The sequence below is a fragment of the Paracoccus sp. J56 genome (genome assembly GCF_019633685.1).
Taxonomy (GTDB): domain Bacteria; phylum Pseudomonadota; class Alphaproteobacteria; order Rhodobacterales; family Rhodobacteraceae; genus Paracoccus; species Paracoccus kondratievae.
On the sequence record NZ_JAFL01000015.1, the window covers coordinates 68,791 to 86,031 of the forward strand.

At 62.9% G+C, this 17,241-nt stretch carries 16 protein-coding genes; 15 read left to right on the forward strand and 1 reads right to left on the reverse strand.

The window, feature by feature from the left end; translation table 11 throughout:
* The first annotated feature begins 9 nt into the window (after window positions 1-9).
* The 15 genes from M511_RS12385 to M511_RS12455 all read left to right on the forward strand — a co-directional run bounded on the left by M511_RS12385 (window position 10) and on the right by M511_RS12455 (window position 16,048).
* Window positions 10-933, forward strand: a complete 924-nt coding sequence (locus M511_RS12385; RefSeq protein ID WP_010395425.1) for a sugar ABC transporter substrate-binding protein — start codon at window positions 10-12, stop codon at window positions 931-933.
* A gap of 5 nt (window positions 934-938) precedes the next feature.
* Entirely contained in the window at window positions 939-2,057 is a 1,119-nt protein-coding gene (locus M511_RS12390) for a Gfo/Idh/MocA family protein (protein WP_085502339.1), read from the forward strand.
* A 7-nt stretch (window positions 2,058-2,064) separates the two neighbouring features.
* A complete protein-coding gene (locus tag M511_RS12395) occupies window positions 2,065-2,967 on the forward strand; it encodes a sugar phosphate isomerase/epimerase family protein (protein ID WP_010395421.1) in 903 nt (300 codons plus the stop codon).
* Between the two features lie 2 nt (window positions 2,968-2,969).
* Window positions 2,970-3,980 carry a Gfo/Idh/MocA family protein gene (locus M511_RS12400; RefSeq protein ID WP_085502340.1) on the forward strand — a complete coding sequence of 337 codons (1,011 nt, stop codon included), beginning with the start codon at window positions 2,970-2,972 and terminating at the stop codon, window positions 3,978-3,980.
* A gap of 9 nt (window positions 3,981-3,989) precedes the next feature.
* On the forward strand, window positions 3,990-4,796 hold the full coding sequence (locus tag M511_RS12405; RefSeq protein WP_085502341.1) for a TIM barrel protein: 807 nt from the start codon (window positions 3,990-3,992) through the stop codon (window positions 4,794-4,796).
* Window positions 4,793-6,700, forward strand: a complete 1,908-nt coding sequence (locus M511_RS12410) for a bifunctional 5-dehydro-2-deoxygluconokinase/5-dehydro-2-deoxyphosphogluconate aldolase (RefSeq protein ID WP_085502342.1) — start codon at window positions 4,793-4,795, stop codon at window positions 6,698-6,700. The genes M511_RS12405 and M511_RS12410 overlap by 4 nt, the downstream gene beginning before the upstream one ends.
* Before the next feature lie 136 nt (window positions 6,701-6,836).
* Entirely contained in the window at window positions 6,837-8,678 is a 1,842-nt protein-coding gene (gene iolD / locus M511_RS12415) for a 3D-(3,5/4)-trihydroxycyclohexane-1,2-dione acylhydrolase (decyclizing) (protein WP_085502343.1), read from the forward strand.
* Between the two features lie 11 nt (window positions 8,679-8,689).
* Window positions 8,690-9,586: a myo-inosose-2 dehydratase gene (iolE, locus tag M511_RS12420; RefSeq protein WP_085502344.1), complete on the forward strand. Its 897-nt coding sequence runs from the start codon at window positions 8,690-8,692 to the stop codon at window positions 9,584-9,586.
* Between the two features lie 10 nt (window positions 9,587-9,596).
* A complete protein-coding gene (locus M511_RS12425) occupies window positions 9,597-9,782 on the forward strand; it encodes a hypothetical protein (protein ID WP_085502345.1) in 186 nt (61 codons plus the stop codon).
* Window positions 9,779-10,594: a 5-deoxy-glucuronate isomerase gene (gene iolB / locus M511_RS12430; RefSeq protein ID WP_085502346.1), complete on the forward strand. Its 816-nt coding sequence runs from the start codon at window positions 9,779-9,781 to the stop codon at window positions 10,592-10,594. Before M511_RS12425 ends, iolB begins: the two co-directional genes overlap by 4 nt.
* A 191-nt stretch (window positions 10,595-10,785) precedes the next feature.
* The gene (locus M511_RS12435) at window positions 10,786-12,390 is read left to right on the forward strand and encodes an ABC transporter substrate-binding protein (protein WP_085502347.1); all 1,605 of its coding nucleotides are present in this window, start codon (window positions 10,786-10,788) and stop codon (window positions 12,388-12,390) included.
* Window positions 12,391-12,462: 72 nt separating this feature from the next.
* Complete coding sequence (locus tag M511_RS12440) at window positions 12,463-13,470, forward strand: ABC transporter permease subunit (RefSeq protein WP_085502348.1); 1,008 nt, start codon at window positions 12,463-12,465, stop codon at window positions 13,468-13,470.
* Window positions 13,467-14,369, forward strand: a complete 903-nt coding sequence (locus M511_RS12445) for an ABC transporter permease subunit (RefSeq protein ID WP_085502349.1) — start codon at window positions 13,467-13,469, stop codon at window positions 14,367-14,369. Before M511_RS12440 ends, M511_RS12445 begins: the two co-directional genes overlap by 4 nt.
* Before the next feature lie 3 nt (window positions 14,370-14,372).
* Entirely contained in the window at window positions 14,373-15,212 is an 840-nt protein-coding gene (locus M511_RS12450; protein WP_010395398.1) for an ABC transporter ATP-binding protein, read from the forward strand.
* Window positions 15,209-16,048, forward strand: a complete 840-nt coding sequence (locus M511_RS12455; RefSeq protein WP_010395397.1) for an ATP-binding cassette domain-containing protein — start codon at window positions 15,209-15,211, stop codon at window positions 16,046-16,048. The genes M511_RS12450 and M511_RS12455 overlap by 4 nt, the downstream gene beginning before the upstream one ends.
* 90 nt (window positions 16,049-16,138) lie before the next feature.
* Here the strand turns inward: M511_RS12455 and M511_RS12460 are convergent, their stop codons facing one another.
* Window positions 16,139-17,179, reverse strand: coding sequence for a lysine-2,3-aminomutase-like protein (locus M511_RS12460; RefSeq protein ID WP_085502350.1), 1,041 nt, complete (start codon window positions 17,177-17,179; stop codon window positions 16,139-16,141).
* Window positions 17,180-17,241 lie beyond the last annotated feature (62 nt).

A 17,241-nucleotide genomic window follows, 5' to 3' on the forward strand; every position in this document is an offset into this window, starting at 1 on the left:
GGAGGGGCAATGATGAAAAGCCTGACCGCAATGGCGCTGATCCTTGGGCTGACCTCTCCGGCATGGGCCGGAGAGACCCGGATCGGGGTCGCCATGACCAGCTTTGACAACCCGTTCCTGACCATCCTGCTGAACGGCATCAAGGATCAGGCGGGCAAGGACGGCGCCGAACTGATCCTTGAGGATGCGCAGCTTGACGTTGCCCGCCAGCAAAATCAGGTCCAGAACTTTATCGCCAATGGCGTCGATGCGATCATCGTCAATGCCGTCGATGGCGCGGCGACCCCGGCGATGACGCAGGCGGCCGTCGATGCGGGCGTGCCGCTGGTCTATGTGAACCACCCGCCGATCAACCACGAAGCCCTGCCCGAAGGGACCAGCTTTGTCGGCTCGAATGAGATCGAAAGCGGCACTATGCAAACGCGCGAGGTCTGCAAGCTGCTGGGCGGCAAGGGCAATGTGCTGGTGCTGATGGGTCCCTTGGAAAACGAGGCTTCGGCCGTCCGCACCCGCGATATCGAAGAGGTGATCGCCACTCCGGAATGTTCGGGGATGCAGATCGTCGACAAGCAGGTCGGCAACTGGAACCGCACGCAAGGTCAGGACATCACGACCAACTGGCTAAGCTCGGGCGTCGCCTTTGATGCGATCATCTCGAACAATGATGAGATGGCGATCGGCGCAATTCAGTCGCTCAAGGCTGCGGGCGTCGCCATGGAAAAGGTCGTCGTCGCCGGTATCGACGCGACGCCCGACGGGCTGGCGGCGATGCGGGCCGGGGATCTGGACGTGACCGTCTATCAAAACGCCACCCGTCAGGGTGAGGTCGCCGTCCAGACAGCCTTGGCCATGGCCCGTGGCGAAAAGCCTGAACGCAACATCTGGGTGCCCTTCGAACCCGTCACCCCCGAGAATATCTCGAACTACGAGTAACCAGCATGACCGCAACGCAAAAGTCACTCGGTGTCGCCCTGATCGGCACCGGGTTCATGGGAAAGTGCCATGCGATGGCCTGGCGCAATCTGGCCACGGCCTTTGGCGGCATGCCGCCCCGGCTTGAGGTTCTGGCCGATACGCCGGCCGAACGGGCGGCGGAACTCGCCCCGGCCTTTGGCTTCGCACGCGGTACCGGCGACTGGCGCGCGGCGGTGACCGATCCGGCGGTCGATGTCGTCTCGATCACCACGCCGAACGGGAGGCACCGCGAGATGGCCGAGGCGGCGCTGGCCGCTGGCAAGCATGTCTGGCTGGAAAAGCCGATGGCCCTGACCGTCGAGGATGCCGAGGCGATGGAGACTGCCGCCCGCGCTGCGGGCCGGGTAACGATCCTTGGGTATAACTACACCCGCTCGCCCGCGTTCCGCGCTGCCGCTGATCTGGTGGCGCAGGGTGCGATTGGCCGTCCGATCCATTTCCGGGGCGTCTATGACGAAGATTACATGGCCGACCCCGAGCTGCCCTGGAGCTGGCGGCTGACCCGGGCCGAGGGCGGTCTTGGCGCGCTGGGGGATCTTGGCTGCCATCTGGTCTCGGTCATGCTTGCGCTGATGGGGCCGGTCGCGCGTGTGCAGGCGCAGATGGATACGGTCGTGACCGAACGCCCGCATCAGGGCGGTACCGCCACGGTCGAGAATGAGGATCAGGCACAGGCTCTGATCCGCTTTACCTCGGGCGCCTCGGGCGAATTTTCATGCTCGCGGGTGGCGCGTGGCTATCGCTGCCGTCTTGCGTGGGAGGTGCATGGCACCGAAGGCACGCTGCGTTTCGATCAGGAGCGGATGAATGAACTGTGGCTTTATCAGCCCGGGCAGGCCGAGACCGACGGTTTCCGCCGCATCCTGACAGGTCCGGCGCAGCCTGGCTTTGCCGCCTTCTGTCCCGCCGCGGGCCATAACTTTGGCTTTAACGAACAGAAGGTGGTCGAGGCCGAGATGCTGCGTCAGGCCATTGCCGGCGGCACCTCCGCATGGCCCGATTTCACCACCGGTCTGACGATCGAGCGGATCATTCACGGTATGGCGCGCTCGGCCCGCACCGGCCAGCCCGTCTTATTCTGAGGACGTCATGAAAATTGCCATCGACCCCTTCATGCACCGCCATCTGCCGCTGGAGCAGATCCCGGCCAAGGTCAAAGAGCTTGGCTTTGACTGGATCGAACTGTCCCCGCGTGGCGACTTTCTGGAATGGTTCAAGGCCCCGCGCGTCTTTCCCGACCGCATCAGGACGCTGAAAAAGGCACTGAAGGATGCGGATGTCGGCATCGCCAGTCTGCTGCCCATGTATCGTTGGGCCAGCAATGACGAGACCGAGCGGCAGGCCGCCGTCCGCCATTGGAAGCGCGCCATCGAAATCGCCGTCGAGCTGGGCGTAGATACCATGAACAGCGAATTCGGCCGCGGCCCGCATCCCGACAAGGGCTCGTGCTACTGCTGCCATACCGGCAGCATGATCGAAGCGTGTGAGGATGCCTGGTGGCGCTCGATGGAAGAGCTGGTCCCGGTCCTTGAACGTGAAGGGATCAGCCTCAACATCGAGCCCCACCCCGAGGACTGGTGTGAGACGCTGCAACCCGCGCTTGATATCATCCGCACGGTGAACAGCCCGCGTGTCCGGTTCCTGTATTGCGCGCCCCATACGTTCTATTTCGGCGATGACACCCGGGCGATGCTGCGCGAGGCTGCCGATGTGCTGGCTCATGTCCATGTCGGCGACACCTTCAACCATCGCGCCAGCTCCGGTCTGCGCTACATCATGAACCCGCCCGGGACCCAGGCGCGTATCCACCAGCATCTTGATATCGGCCAGGGCGAGGTGCCCTGGGACGACTTTTTCGCCACTCTGGCCGAGATCGGTTTTGACGGCATCATGACCGCCTGCGTCTTTGCCTGGGAAGACCGCGCAGACGAATCCGGCAAGTTCATGCGCCGTGAAATGCAGCGCTACATCGACACCTATTGGAGCAAATGACAATGACCCTGAAGATCGGAGTGATCGGCACCGGCGCCATCGGCCAGGACCATACCCGGCGCATCAATGAGGTGCTTGCCGGCGCGCGGGTCACGGCGCTGAATGATGTCAACCGCGCCAATGCCGAAACCTGCCAGCGCCAATATGCGCCCGAAGCGCGCATCTTTGACGACCCCCATGCGCTGATCCGCGACGCGGATGTCGATGCGGTCCTGGTTTGCTCCTGGGGCCAGACGCATGAGGAATATGTCCTGGCCGCCGTCGCTGCCGGCAAGCCCTGTTTTTGTGAAAAGCCGCTGGCCACCACCGCAGAAGGTGCGCGCCGCATCGTCGAGGCCGAACAGGCTGCTGGCAAGCGGCTGGTGCAGGTCGGCTTCATGCGTCGCTATGACCCGGGCTATGTCGCGCTGAAAAAGGCGGTCAGCGAAGTCACCGGCGCGCCTTTGATGGTTCATGCCGCGCATCGCAACCCGCGGGTGGGTGAAAACTATGTTACGCCCATGGCGATCCATGACACGCTGATCCATGAAATCGACGTGCTGCGCTGGCTGCTTGATGACGATTACACCAGCGCCCGCGTTTTCTTTCCGCGCAAGAGCCCGCGCGCCCATGAAAAACTGCGCGATCCTCAGGTCGTGGTGCTGGAAACCGCAGGCGGCGTGGTGATCGACGTCGAGATCTTTGTGAACTGCCACTACGGTTACGACATCCAGTGCGAGATCGTGGGCGAGGACGGCATCGCCCGCCTGCCCGAGCCGATGGGCATTCAGACCCGTTCGGGTGCGGTGCTGGGCCAGCCGATCCTGATGGATTGGAAGGATCGCTTTATCGACAGCTATGATTATGAACTGGCCGATTTCCTGAAAGCAGCCGCGCAGGGTACCGCAGCAGGGCCGACCGCATGGGATGGCTATGTCGCCGCCGTGACCGCCGATGCCTGTGTCGCCGCGCAAGAGGCCGAGGGTCAGGCGGTCAGCATCGACCTGCCCGCTCGTCCCTCTCTTTACGCCTGAGGTCCGGTCATGCGCTTTGCCCTGAACCATATCGTCGCTCCGCGTCTGTCGCTGGCGCAGTTCTTTGCCCTTGCACGCAAGCTTGACTGCTCCGAGGTCGAGATCCGCAACGACCTGCCCGATGTGACTGGCAAGAACCCGGCCGAGGTCGCGCGGCTGGCAGGTGATGCCGGCCTGACCATCCTGTCGGTCAACGCGCTTTACCCCTTTAACCAGTGGAGCGACGATCTGGCCAGCCGCGCCGGGCGTCTGGCAGATTTCGTGGCCAGGGCAGGGGCCAGGGCGCTGGTGCTTTGCCCGCTGAACGATGGCTCCCCGATCGCGCATTCCCGCACGGTCGAGGCACTGGACAGGCTGCGCGAAATCCTGCAGCCTCGCGGCCTGACCGGGCTGGTCGAGCCACTGGGCTTTCCGCAAAGCTCGCTCAGGCGCAAGGCCGATGCCATAGCCGCGATCACCGAGGCCGGAGGGTTCGAGGCGTTCGGCCTGCTGCATGACACCTTCCACCATCATCTGGCGGGGGAAACCGAATTCTTTCCCCATCGCACCGGGCTTGTGCATATCTCGGGCGTGACCGATCCGGCCCTTGCGGCCGATCAGATGCTTGACCCACATCGCGTGCTTGTCGATGGCGACGACCGGCTTGAAAATGTGGCGCAGCTGCGCGCGCTGCTGGCTGATGGCTATGACGGTCCGGTCAGCTTTGAACCCTTCGCGCCCGAGGTTCACGCCCTTGATGATATCGAGACGGCGCTGCGCGAAAGCATGGCGCTGGTGCGGCAGGCAGTTGGCCAGGCTCAGGAGGCAGGGGCATGACGCATCGTCTTGACATTATCACGATTGGCCGCAGTTCAGTTGATCTTTATGGCGCTCAGGTCGGCGGGCGGCTTGAGGACATGCGCTCCTTTAACAAGTATATCGGCGGGTCTCCGACGAATATGGCCTGCGGCACGGCGCGTCTGGGGCTGCGCTCGGCGCTGATCACCCGGGTCGGTGATGAGCATATGGGCCGCTTTATCCGCGAGGAACTCATGCGCGAGGGTGTCGATGTGCGCGGGGTCAAAACCGACCCCGAGCGGCTGACGGCGCTGGTCCTGCTGGGCATTCGCGACGAAGAGCAGTTCCCGCTGATCTTTTATCGCGAGAATTGCGCCGATATGGCGCTGAGCGAAGAAGACATCGATGAAGCCTTTGTCGCCGAGGCCCGTTCGGTGGTCGCGACCGGCACCCATCTGAGCCACCCGCGCACCGAGGCTGCGGTGCTCAGGGCGCTGCGGCTGGCACGTCAGCACGGGGGGCAGACGGCGCTGGATATCGACTATCGCCCGAACCTCTGGGGTCTTTCGGGTCATGGCGACGGCGAGAACCGCTTTATCGCAAGCGACAAGGTAACGGCCAAGCTGCAGGCCCATCTGCCGCTGTTCGATCTGATCGTCGGCACCGAGGAGGAATTCCACATCGCCGGTGGCTCGACCGACACGCTGACGGCGCTGCGCGCGGTGCGTGCACTGACGCCGGCGGTGCTGGTGTGCAAGCGCGGCGCGGCCGGAGCGGTGGCCTTTGAAGGCGCGGTCGAGGGCTGGGACAGCGGCGTGACCGGTCCGGGCTTTCCGGTCGAGGTCTTTAACGTCCTTGGTGCGGGCGACGGGTTCATGTCGGGTCTGCTCAAAGGCTGGCTTGATGGCGAAAGCTGGTCACGGGCGCTGGAATATGCCAATGCCTGCGGGGCCTTTGCGGTCAGCCGCCATGGCTGCACCCCGGCCTATCCAAGTCTTGATGAGCTGAAGTTCTTTCTTAAGCGCGGTATACGCGAGCGGGCGCTGCGCAAGGACGCAGAGCTGGCGCGGGTCCATCGCGCCACCAATCTGCCGCCGCTTGAAGGCGATATCCGCGCCTTTGCCTTTGACCACCGTATCCAGCTTGAAGAGCTGGAGGGCGCGACGCCCGAACGGATCGGTGCCTTCAAGCAGCTTTGCCTGAAGGCGGCACTGGAGGTGCAGGGCGGCCGTCCTGGCTATGGTATCCTTTGCGACGATCGTCTGGGCCGGCAGGCGCTGCATGCATCGGCAGGTACCGGGCTTTGGGTCGGGCGGCCCTGCGAATGGCCGGGCTCGCGTCCCCTGCGGCTTGAGCCCGATCTGGGCGCGGCCTGTCAGGGGCTGTCGGAATGGCCTGCGGGTCAGGTGGTCAAGGTGCTGTGCTTTTGCCACCCGGACGACGATGCTGCGATGCGTGCCGATCAGGAGGCGACCATTACCCGGCTTTACGAGGCGGCCAGGGCCAATGATCTGGAGTTCCTGCTGGAGGTCATCCCCTCGAAGGTCGGGCCGGTCGATGACGGCACCACGGCGACGCTGATCCGGCGCTGGTATGAGATCGGGGTCTATCCCGACTGGTGGAAGCTTGAGCCTTTGCAAAGCGATGCTGCCTGGCAGCAGGCGGTCGCAGTGATTGAGGAATATGATCCCTGGCTGCGCGGCATCGTCGTGCTGGGGCTGGACGCCCCTGAGGGTGAGCTTGCGGCCAGTTTTGCCAAGGCGGCGCAATATCCGCTGGTTCGCGGCTTTGCTGTCGGGCGGACGATCTTTGGCTCGGTGGCGCGCGACTGGCTTGTCGGGCGTTGCGACGATGCCGGGGCGGTAGCCGAAATGGTCAGTCGCTATGGGCGGCTTTGCGCGCTTTGGGATCAGGCCCGGACGGGCGCCGGGGTCGCTGCATGAGCGGGGTGAGGCGCGGCTGCAGGGGAGGGGCTCTGCCCCTCTTGGCCTGCGGCCAATTCACCCCGGGATATTTGGGCACGAAAGAAGCAGACAGGGCGCGCGCCATGGGCACGGGTCCGCGCCAAGGAGAGAAGGCATGAGCGAGACGATCCGGCTGACCGCAGCCCAGGCCATGGCGCGCTGGCTGTCGGTGCAGATGACCGAAGAGGGCGAGCGTTTCATCGAGGGTGTCTGGGCGATCTTTGGTCATGGCAATGTGGCGGGCCTTGGTGAGGCGCTGCATGGCATCGGCGACGCGCTGCCGACCTGGCGCGGCCAGAACGAACAGACCATGGCACATGCTGCCATCGCCTATGCCAAGGCCAAGAAGCGACGTTGTGCCATGGCGGTCACAAGCTCGATCGGGCCGGGGGCAACCAATATGGTCACTGCAGCCGCGCTGGCCCATGTCAACCGCCTGCCCGTGCTGTTCATTCCCGGCGATGTCTTTGCGGGGCGTCGTCCTGATCCGGTGTTGCAGCAGGTCGAGGATTTCGACGATGGCACGGTCAGCGCCAATGACTGTTTCCGCCCGGTCAGCCGCTATTTCGACCGTATCCAGCGTCCTGAGCAGCTGTTGACTGCTTTGCCGCGCGCGCTGCGGGTGATGACTGATCCGGCAAATTGCGGGCCGGTCACGCTGGCCTTTTGTCAGGACGTGCAGGCCGAGGCTTTTGACTGGCCGCTGGGGTTCTTTGAGCCGAAAGTCTGGCATATCCGCCGGCCTGAACCCGATGCGGGTGAACTGGCCGAAGTTACGGAGCTGATCCGTGCTGCGCGTGCGCCGGTGTTCGTCTGTGGGGGTGGGGTGATTTATTCGGGGGCAGAGGCGGTGCTGGCGGATTTTGCCTCGCATCACGGTATCCCGGTGATCGAGACCCAGGCCGGCAAATCGGCTTTGGCCCAGGCGCATCCGATGAACTATGGCGCTGTCGGTGTCGATGGTTCGGCGGCGGCGAATGCGCTGGCGGCCGAGGCGGATCTGGTTATCGGTATCGGCACCCGGTTTCAGGATTTCACCACTGGTTCCTGGGCGCTTTTTGCCAATCCTGCCCGACGCCTGGTATCGATCAACGTTCAGCCCTATGACGCGGGCAAGCATGGCGCGACCGCTCTGGTCGCGGATGCGAAGGTCGCGCTGGAGAAGCTGGGCGCGCTGCTTGGCGATTATCGCGCCGGCAACGCCGATCCCAGGCTGCGCGCTGATTGGCTTGCGGCGGTCGATGCCCATTGCGCCGCACCTGCCGAGGGGAATGCGCTGCCGACCGATGCTCAGGTCATCGGCGCGGTTCAGCGTGCGGCACCCGAAGCAATCGCCATGTGCGCGGCTGGCACCATGCCCGGGGCGCTGAAGCTGCTGTGGCAACCCTCGCAGGGCGGTTATCATATGGAGTACGGCTATTCCTGCATGGGCTATGAGATTGCCGGGGCCATGGGGCTGAAGCTTGCTTTGCCCGACCGCGAGGTGGTCTGCTTTGTCGGGGATGGCAGCTATATGATGGCCAACAGCGAGTTGGCGACGGCTGTGATGCTGAAGGTGCCATTTACCGTCGTGCTGACCGATAACCGTGGCTACGGCTGCATCAACCGGCTGCAGATCGCCTGCGGGGGGGAAGAGTTCAACAACATGTATGTGGACTGCAATGTCGAAGAGCAGCCGCAGATCGACTTTGTCGCCCATGCTGCCTCGATGGGGGCACATGCGGTGAAGGCGCAGGGGATCAGTGATCTTGAGGCCCAGATCGCTGCGGCACGCGGGCGCAACATTCCCACGGTCATCGTTATCGACACCACCGCCGAGCCCGGCCCCGGCGATGGTCTTGCCGGTGCAGGTCACTGGTGGGACGTCGCCGTCCCCGAGGTCGGAGCATCTGACAAGCTTAGGGCGGCGCGCGAACAATATGAAACCTGGCTGCAAAAACAGCAGATTGCGAACTGAGGTTTACAGGAATGATCCTTTTCGGCACCAACCCCATCGCCTGGGCCAATGACGATGACCAGCGCATCGGCGCCCATATCCCGACCGAGCAGATCCTGCGTGAAGCGGGCCAGATCATCGGCTTTGACGGGATCGAGAATGGCCATCGCTGGCCCGATGATCCGGTCGCGCTCAAGGAGCTTCTGGGCAGCTATGGGCTGAAGTTCATCTCGGGCTGGTATTCGACCTCGCTGCTAACCCGCTCGGTCGGTGAAGAGATCGCGGCGGTGCAGGGGCATCTGGCCAAGCTCAAGGCCAATGGCTGCAGGGTCTGCATCGTCTGCGAATGCTCGAATACCGTTCACGGCAGCCCTGACACCCCGGTCAATGCCCGCCCGCGCCTGTCGGACGCTGAGATGGCCGGGTTCGGCCGCAAGATGGAAGAGTTCGCCCGCTATCTGGCAGATGAAGGCATCACGCTGGCCTATCACCACCACATGGGCACCGTGGTCGAGAGCCCTGAAGAGATCGACGCCTTCATGGCTGCGACCGGTCCGGCAACGCATCTGCTGTTTGATACGGGGCATTGCACCTTTGGCGGTGGTGATCCCGAGGCGGTCCTGCGTAAACATGTCGCCCGTGTTGCGCATTTCCACGCCAAGAACATCCGTCGCCCGGTGACCGAAGCCGTACGCGCCGAGGATATGAGCTTTATTCAGGGCGTTCTGGCCGGGGCCTTTACGGTGCCGGGCGATCCCGAAGGCGCGATCGACTTTCAGCCGTTGCTGCGCATCCTTGCCGAGGCCGGCTATGGCGGCTGGCTGGTGATCGAGGCCGAACAGGACCCCGAAAAGCGCAACCCGCTGGAATATCAGTCGATGGGGCTGAGGGCGCTTAAGGACATGGCGCAGGCCGCCGGGCTGCACTAGACTCGGGGCCATGCTGGTCGATCCGAAACACCCGTTTTTCCGCCCCCTCTGGGTCCGTGTCCTTTGTGCCCTGCTGCCTCTGCTTTGGGCTGGGGTCGAGCTGTCTACCGGCTCGATCTTCTGGGCAATCCTGTTCGGGGCGGCGGGGATCTATCTTTTCGTGACGCTTTTTCTGAACCGCGGCGAGGACAGATGAAACTCTTGCGTAAACCGGCCGGCCAGCACGGTCTTGTCCACCATATCACCCCCGAAAATGCGGGCTGGTCCTATGTCGGCTTTGATCTGTGGCGGCTTGAGCCGGGCGAGGTGGCCAGCGGGCAGACTGGTGGCAATGAAGCGATCCTTGTCATCGTCGAAGGCAAGGCCCGCGTCAGCGGCGCCGGTCAGGATTGGGGTGAGATGGGCGAGCGGATGGACGTCTTTGAAAAGACACCGCCCCATTGCCTGTATCTGCCCGATGGCAGCGAATGGAGGGCCGAGGCGACCACGCAGCTGACGCTGGCCGTCTGCCTGGCCCCCGGCAAGGGCGGTCATGCGCCCCGCCGTATCGGTCCCGAAGGCATCACCCTGACCCAGCGCGGACAGGGCGCGAATACCCGCTTTATCAACAATATCGCCATGGAGGCCGAAGATTGCTGCGACAGCCTTCTGGTTACCGAGGTCTTTACCCCGGATGGAAACTGGTCGAGCTATCCGCCGCATCGCCATGATGAAGATGACTTTCCCCGGATGACCTATCTTGAGGAAAGCTATTATCACCGGCTGAATCCGGCGCAGGGTTATGGCATCCAGCGCGTCTTTACCGATGATGGCAGCCTTGATGAGACCATGGCGGTCCAGAACCATGATGTGGTGCTGGTACCGCGTGGGCATCACCCCTGCGGCGTGCCCTATGGCTATGAGATGTATTACCTGAACGTCATGGCAGGACCGATCCGCAAATGGCGCTATGAGAATCATCCCGATCACGACTGGATCTGGCAGCGCGACAACGCCCCGAAGAATTGAACCGGGGTGTTTAGAGGACGCGGATATCCTCTCCTCCGCCGCGTTCTCTTGGCGAAACGCCGAAATAATCGGGCTGATTTCGGCGTTTCGCTGCGTTATTATGTCATAATGACGCCAAATGCAGGCAGAGCACTTGACCTGTCAGGCAGATTCGTTTGCATCAGGGTATATCTCAAGACATGGGAGGCATTATGTCGCTCTTCTCCACCCGCCTGTTCGCGGCGTCGGCTTTTGCGCTGATGGCGGCTGCGCCGCTGCACGCCAAGACTTTCGTCTATTGCTCGGAAGGTTCGCCCGAAGGGTTCGACCCCGCGCCCTATACTTCGGGGACGACCTTCGACGCTTCGGGCCATGCGGTTTATAACCGCCTGGTGCAGTTCAAGCCCGGCACGACCGAGATCGAGCCGGCCCTCGCCGAAAGCTGGGAGGTGTCCGAGGACGGGCTGGAATATACCTTCCACCTGCGCAAGGGCGTCAAGTTCCACTCGAACGACAAGTTCACCCCCTCGCGCGAGTTTAACGCCGACGACGTTATCTTTACCTTTGAGCGTCAGGCCAATGCCGACCATCCCTGGCATGAGTATATGGCCGGGATCACCTACGAATATTATTCGTCGATGGAGATGGACAAGCTGATCAAGTCCATCGAGAAAGTCGATGATTACACGGTGAAATTCACCCTTAACCAGCCCGAGGCGCCTTTCCTCGCCAATGTGGCGATGCCCTTCGTCTCGATCGTCTCCAAGGAATACGCCGATACGCTGGAAGCCGCTGGCACCCGCGAGGATCTGAACAACACGCCCATCGGCACCGGCCCCTTCAAGTTTGTGGCCTATCAGAAAGATGCGGTGATCCGTTACCAGAAAAACGCCGATTACTGGGGCGAGGCGCCCAAGATCGACGATCTGGTCTTTGCCATCACCCCCGACGCCTCGGTGCGGCTGCAAAAGCTTAAGGCTGGCGAATGCCATCTGATGCCTTATCCCGCGCCCGCTGATCTGGACGAAATCCGTGCCGATCCGAACCTCAAGATGGACGAGCAGGCCGGTCTGAACGTCGGCTATCTGGCCTATAACACCACGGTCGCGCCCTTTGACAACCCGCAGGTCCGCAAGGCGCTGAACATGGCCATGGACAAGCAGGCGCTGGTCGAGGCCGTCTATCAGGGCAGCGGCGTCGTCGCCAAGAACCCGATCCCGCCGACCATGTGGGGTTATAACGACACGATCGAGGACGACAAATACGATCCCGAAGCCGCCAAAAAGATGCTTGAGGAAGCCGGCGTCAAGGATCTGACCATGGAAATCTGGGCCATGCCGGTCCAGCGTCCCTATATGCCAAACGCCCGCCGCGCCGCCGAGGTGATGCAAAGCGACTTTGCCAAGGTTGGCGTCAAGGTTGATATCGTCAGCTACGAATGGGGCGAATACCTCAAGAAATCCATGGAAGAGGGCCGCAAGGGCGCCGTCATCCTGGGCTGGACGGGTGACAACGGCGACCCCGACAACTTCCTGTCGGTTCTGCTGTCCTGCGCCGGGGCCAACCCGGGTGGTGCGAACCGTTCGTTCTGGTGCAACGAAGAGTTCTCGGACATTCTTGCCAAAGCCAAGAGCAGCTCGGATCACGAAGAGCGCGTGAAGCTGTACGAAGAAGCTCAGGTCATCTTCAAACGCGAGGCTCCCTGGGCCACGCTTGCCCACTCGACGCAATATGTGCCGATGGCCAAGAATGTGACCGGTTTCGTCCAGTCGCCGCTGGGTGACTACACCTTCGAAGCCGTGGACCTGACCGAATAAGGCCATTTCCCCGGATTGAAATGCTTGGCCGTGCAGGGAATCCCCCCTGCACGGCCATCAGGTTAAGGTTCGATGCTCAGATTCATTCTCAAGAAACTGCTCTACCTGGTCCCAACCATGTTCGGGATCACGCTGGTAGCCTTTGGCTTTATCCGCCTGCTGCCCGGCGATCCGGTGCTGCTGATGGCCGGCGAACGCGGCGTCTCGCCCGAACGTTATGCCCAGATCGCGGCCCAGCTTGGCTATGACAAGCCGATCTGGCAGCAATATCTCCACTATATCGGCAACCTGCTGCAGGGCGATCTCGGCAATTCGCTGGTGACGAAAAAGCCGGTTCTGAACGAATTTCTGGCGCTGTTCCCGGCCACGGTCGAACTGGCGCTGGTCGCGATCATCATCGCCACGGCAATCGGCGTGCCCGTCGGGGTCATCGCTGCGATCAAGCGCGGTTCGTGGTTTGACCAGCTGTCGATGACCGCGGCGCTGGTCGGGTTTTCGATGCCCATCTTTTGGTGGGGGCTGCTGCTTATCATCCTGTTCTCGGGCGTGCTGGGCTGGACCCCGGTATCGGGCCGTATCTCGCTGATGTATTTCTTCCCGCCGGTAACGGGCTTCATGCTGATCGACAGCCTGCTGTCGGGCCAGAAGGGCGCCTTTACCTCGGCGGTCAGCCACCTGATCCTGCCTTCGATCGTGCTGGCGACCATTCCGCTTGCGGTGATCGCACGGCAGACCCGCTCGGCCATGCTTGAGGTGATGGGGGAGGATTACGTCCGCACCGCCCGCGCCAAGGGCCTGTCGCCCCGTCGGGTGATCGGCGTCCATGCGCTGCGCAATGCGATGATCCCGGTCGTGACCACCATCGGCCTGCAGATCGGGGTTCTGATGGCCGGCGCTATCCTGACTGAAACGATCTTTTCCTGGCCCGGCATTGGCAAGTGGATGATCGATTCAATCTCGCGCCGCGACTATCCGGTGGTGCAGTCGGGCCTGTTGCTGATCGCCGCCATCGTGATGATCGTGAACCTGCTTGTCGACCTGACCTATGGTCTTATCAACCCGAGGATCCGGCACAAATGACCGATACCGCAGTCAAGATTTCGGATGCGGCCATCCGCCGCCGGATGCTCAAGGAGTTCTGGTTCTACTTCAGCCAGAACCGGGGCGCGGTGATCGGCCTTGTGGTGTTTGCCATTCTGGTGCTGACGGCCCTCTTTGCGCCGCTGCTGGCGCCGCATGATCCGACCCATCAATACCGCGACGCGCTGCTGGTGCCGCCGTTCTGGCAAGAGGGCGGCCGGGCCGAATTTCTGCTGGGCACTGATGCAGTCGGCCGGGACATGCTGTCGCGGCTGATCTATGGCGCGCAATATTCGCTGTTCATCGGCATTGTCGTCGTCTCGATCGCCCTTGTTGGCGGCATTATCATCGGCCTTGTCGCAGGCTTTTTCGGCGGCTGGGTCGATACCGTCATCATGCGGGTGATGGATGTCGTGCTGGCCTTTCCATCGCTTTTGCTGGCGCTGGTTCTGGTTGCGGTACTGGGCCCGGGGCTGACCAATGCGATGATCGCCATCGCCATAGTCTATCAACCGCATTTTGCGCGCCTGACCCGCGCCGCGGTGATGGGGGAAAAGGCGCGCGAATATGTCACCGCCGCCAGGGTCGCAGGGGCTTCGAACCTGCGGCTGATGGTCAAGACCATCCTGCCGAACTGCCTTGCGCCGCTGATCGTGCAGGCAACGCTGAGCTTTTCCTCGGCGGTGCTCGATTCGGCCGCACTGGGGTTCCTTGGCATGGGGGCGCAGCCGCCGGCCTCGGAATGGGGCACCATGCTGGCCGAGGCGCGCGAATTCATCCTGCGCGCCTGGTGGGTCGTCACCTTCCCCGGTCTCGCCATCCTCGTTTCGGTGCTGGCGATCAACCTGATGGGCGACGGTCTGCGCGACGCGCTTGACCCGAAACTAAAGCGGAGCTGACCGATGGGGCTTTTGAACATCCGCAACCTGACGGTGCGTTTTGCCACCTCGGCCGGCAGCTTCACCGCGGTCGATGGTATCGACGTGACAGTGGACAAGGGCGAGGTTCTCGCCATCGTCGGCGAATCCGGCTCTGGTAAATCGGTGTCGATGCTGGCGGCAATGGGGCTTTTGCCCGACATCGCCACCATCACCGCCGATGAGATGACCTTTGACGGCAAGGACCTGCTGCGCATGACACCGCGCCAGCGGCGCAGCATTATCGGCCGCGAGATCACCATGATCTTTCAAGAACCGATCGCCTCGCTGAACCCCAGCTTTACCACCGGCTACCAGATCGAAGAGGTGCTGCGTTACAATGCCGGTCTTTCGCGTCGCGCGGCGCGGGCCCGTGCGCTTGAGCTTTTCCAGCAGGTCGGTATTCCCGAACCCGAGGAAAAACTCAGAAGCTATCCGCATCAGATGTCGGGCGGCCAGTGCCAGCGGGTGATGATCGCCATGGCCATCGCCACCAATCCGCGGCTGCTGATCGCAGACGAACCGACGACGGCGCTGGATGTGACCATTCAGAAACAGATCCTCGATCTGCTGATGAAGCTGCAGGAACAGACTGGCATGGCGCTGATCCTCATCACCCATGACATGGGCGTGGTGGCCGAGACGGCAGACCGCGTCCAGGTGCAATACAAGGGCAAAAAGATGGAAGAGGCCGACGTGCTCACGCTGTTCGAGGCACCTTCGCACCCCTACACACGTGCACTGCTCTCGGCTCTGCCCGAACATGCCACCGGTGACCGGCTGCCCACCGTCGGCAGCTTTCTTGAACCGGAGGTGCAGCAATGAGCGTCGTCGAAGGCCGCAACCTCATCCGCGACTATTACGTCCCCGGCTCACTGACCCGCGCGGCCAAGACGGTGCGCGCGGTCAAGGGTATCAGCTTCTCGGTCGAGCGTGGCAAGACGCTGGCGATCGTCGGCGAATCCGGTTCGGGTAAATCGACACTGGCACGGATCATTGCGCTGATCGACCAGGCCTCGGGGGGCGAGCTGCTGATCGAGGGCAAGCCCGTCGATATCGGCAAGCAGCGACCGACGCGCGAGATGCGTTCAAAGGTGCAGATGGTGTTCCAGAACCCCTACGGCAGCCTCAACCCGCGCCAGAAGATTGGCGACGTGTTGATGGAGCCTCTGCTTCTGAACACCGACACGCCCGCTGCCGAACGGCGGCGCCGCGCCGAAGAGATGCTGGTCAAGGTCGGTCTGCCGGCCGGGGTCTTTAACCGCTACCCACATATGTTCTCGGGTGGGCAGCGCCAGCGGATCGCCATCGCCCGGGCGCTGATGCTGAACCCGACGCTTCTTGTGCTGGACGAGCCGGTCTCGGCGCTCGACCTTTCCGTGCAGGCACAGGTGCTGAACCTGCTCGCCGACCTGCAAGAGGAATTCAACCTCGCCTATGTCTTCATCAGCCACGACCTGTCGGTGGTCCGCTACATCGCCGATGATGTGCTGGTGATGAACAAGGGCGAGGCGGTCGAGCAGGGCAGCCGCGACGAGGTATTTGCCGATCCCAAACACCCCTATACGCGCGAACTCTTTGCCGCGACCCCGATCACGGATGTCGAGGCAATTCGCGCCCGGGTGGCGCGCCGCAAAGCCTTGCGCGCCGCCACTGCCTGACCAAAAGCGGCCGGGACGCAACACGCCCCGGCCGCGTGCTTCTTTCGTGGCCAAATATCCTCGGGGGTCCGGGGGCGAAGCGCCCCGGTCTCAACCGTCCGGATCGCGGTATTCGTGCCTCTCGCCGCGCCAGTCGCGGATCGCATAGTGACCGGGCGCGATTTCCTCGACATAGTCAGGACCCAACGGCACCTTGCCATGCCCACCCGGCAGATCCAGCACATAGGTCGGCAGACAGGTCCCCGACAGCCGCCCGCGCAGGGCTGCCATAATCGCCTGTCCCTCGGCAATGGTGGTCCGGAAATGGCTGGTGCCGCGCGCCAGATCGCAATGATGCAGGTAATACGGCTTTACCCGGTTGCGGATCAGCGCCCGGAACAGCCCGGCCAGAACCTCAGGATCAGCGTTTACGCCCTTTAACAGGACGGTCTGGGAAAGCAGCGGGATACCCGCCCCGGCCAGCTGCGCCAGCGCCGCCCGCGCCGCTTCGGTCAGCTCTTGTGCATGGTTGATATGCAGCACCACCCAGACGGCAAGCCGCTCCGGGCGCAGCGCCTCGATCATGGCCGCATCAATACGTTGGGGCGCGACGACCGGCACGCGGCTGTGAAAACGGACGATGTCGATATGCGGGATCGTCTCCAGCCGTGTCATCAGCGCCGACAGACGGCGCGCCGACAGCACCATCGGATCGCCGCCGGTCAGGATGACCTCGTGAATGGCGGGGGTGCGGGCGATATAATCCAGCGCGGCAGCCAGGTCAGGCTCGGGCAGGGTACCTTCCTCACCCACCACCTCGCGGCGAAAGCAAAAGCGGCAGTAGACCTCGCAGGTCCGGGTGATGTGCAGGATCACCCGGTCGGGATAGCGATGGGTCAGACCCGGCGTCGGGCTGAAGGCTTCATCGCTGATCGGGTCGGCCAGCTCTTCGGCACGGATATTCAGCTCGCGCGTGTCGGGCACGAATTGCGCGGCGACCCCATCGCGCGCCTCGCGCATCGCCCCGCGCATGGCGGGAGAGACACGGATGCGAAACCCGGCTGCCACCCGATCCAGCGCGTCTGCATCATCCGGGTGGGCAAGTCCGGCCTCGATCAGGGCAGGAACTGTGGTGATGGGACGCTGGGACAAGGCGGATGCTCGCGGCTGGTAGAGGGGCGGTTTATCGACCCGCCCGCGTGGCTTGGCAAGCC

Coding starts and splice junctions, on each gene's coding strand:
- M511_RS12385 (WP_010395425.1), top strand. CDS start 10: ATGATGAAAAGCCTGACCGCAATGGCGCTGATCCTTGGGCTGACCTCT.
- M511_RS12390 (WP_085502339.1), top strand. CDS start 939: ATGACCGCAACGCAAAAGTCACTCGGTGTCGCCCTGATCGGCACCGGG.
- M511_RS12395 (WP_010395421.1), top strand. CDS start 2,065: ATGAAAATTGCCATCGACCCCTTCATGCACCGCCATCTGCCGCTGGAG.
- M511_RS12400 (WP_085502340.1), top strand. CDS start 2,970: ATGACCCTGAAGATCGGAGTGATCGGCACCGGCGCCATCGGCCAGGAC.
- M511_RS12405 (WP_085502341.1), top strand. CDS start 3,990: ATGCGCTTTGCCCTGAACCATATCGTCGCTCCGCGTCTGTCGCTGGCG.
- M511_RS12410 (WP_085502342.1), top strand. CDS start 4,793: ATGACGCATCGTCTTGACATTATCACGATTGGCCGCAGTTCAGTTGAT.
- iolD (WP_085502343.1), top strand. CDS start 6,837: ATGAGCGAGACGATCCGGCTGACCGCAGCCCAGGCCATGGCGCGCTGG.
- iolE (WP_085502344.1), top strand. CDS start 8,690: ATGATCCTTTTCGGCACCAACCCCATCGCCTGGGCCAATGACGATGAC.
- M511_RS12425 (WP_085502345.1), top strand. CDS start 9,597: ATGCTGGTCGATCCGAAACACCCGTTTTTCCGCCCCCTCTGGGTCCGT.
- iolB (WP_085502346.1), top strand. CDS start 9,779: ATGAAACTCTTGCGTAAACCGGCCGGCCAGCACGGTCTTGTCCACCAT.
- M511_RS12435 (WP_085502347.1), top strand. CDS start 10,786: ATGTCGCTCTTCTCCACCCGCCTGTTCGCGGCGTCGGCTTTTGCGCTG.
- M511_RS12440 (WP_085502348.1), top strand. CDS start 12,463: ATGCTCAGATTCATTCTCAAGAAACTGCTCTACCTGGTCCCAACCATG.
- M511_RS12445 (WP_085502349.1), top strand. CDS start 13,467: ATGACCGATACCGCAGTCAAGATTTCGGATGCGGCCATCCGCCGCCGG.
- M511_RS12450 (WP_010395398.1), top strand. CDS start 14,373: ATGGGGCTTTTGAACATCCGCAACCTGACGGTGCGTTTTGCCACCTCG.
- M511_RS12455 (WP_010395397.1), top strand. CDS start 15,209: ATGAGCGTCGTCGAAGGCCGCAACCTCATCCGCGACTATTACGTCCCC.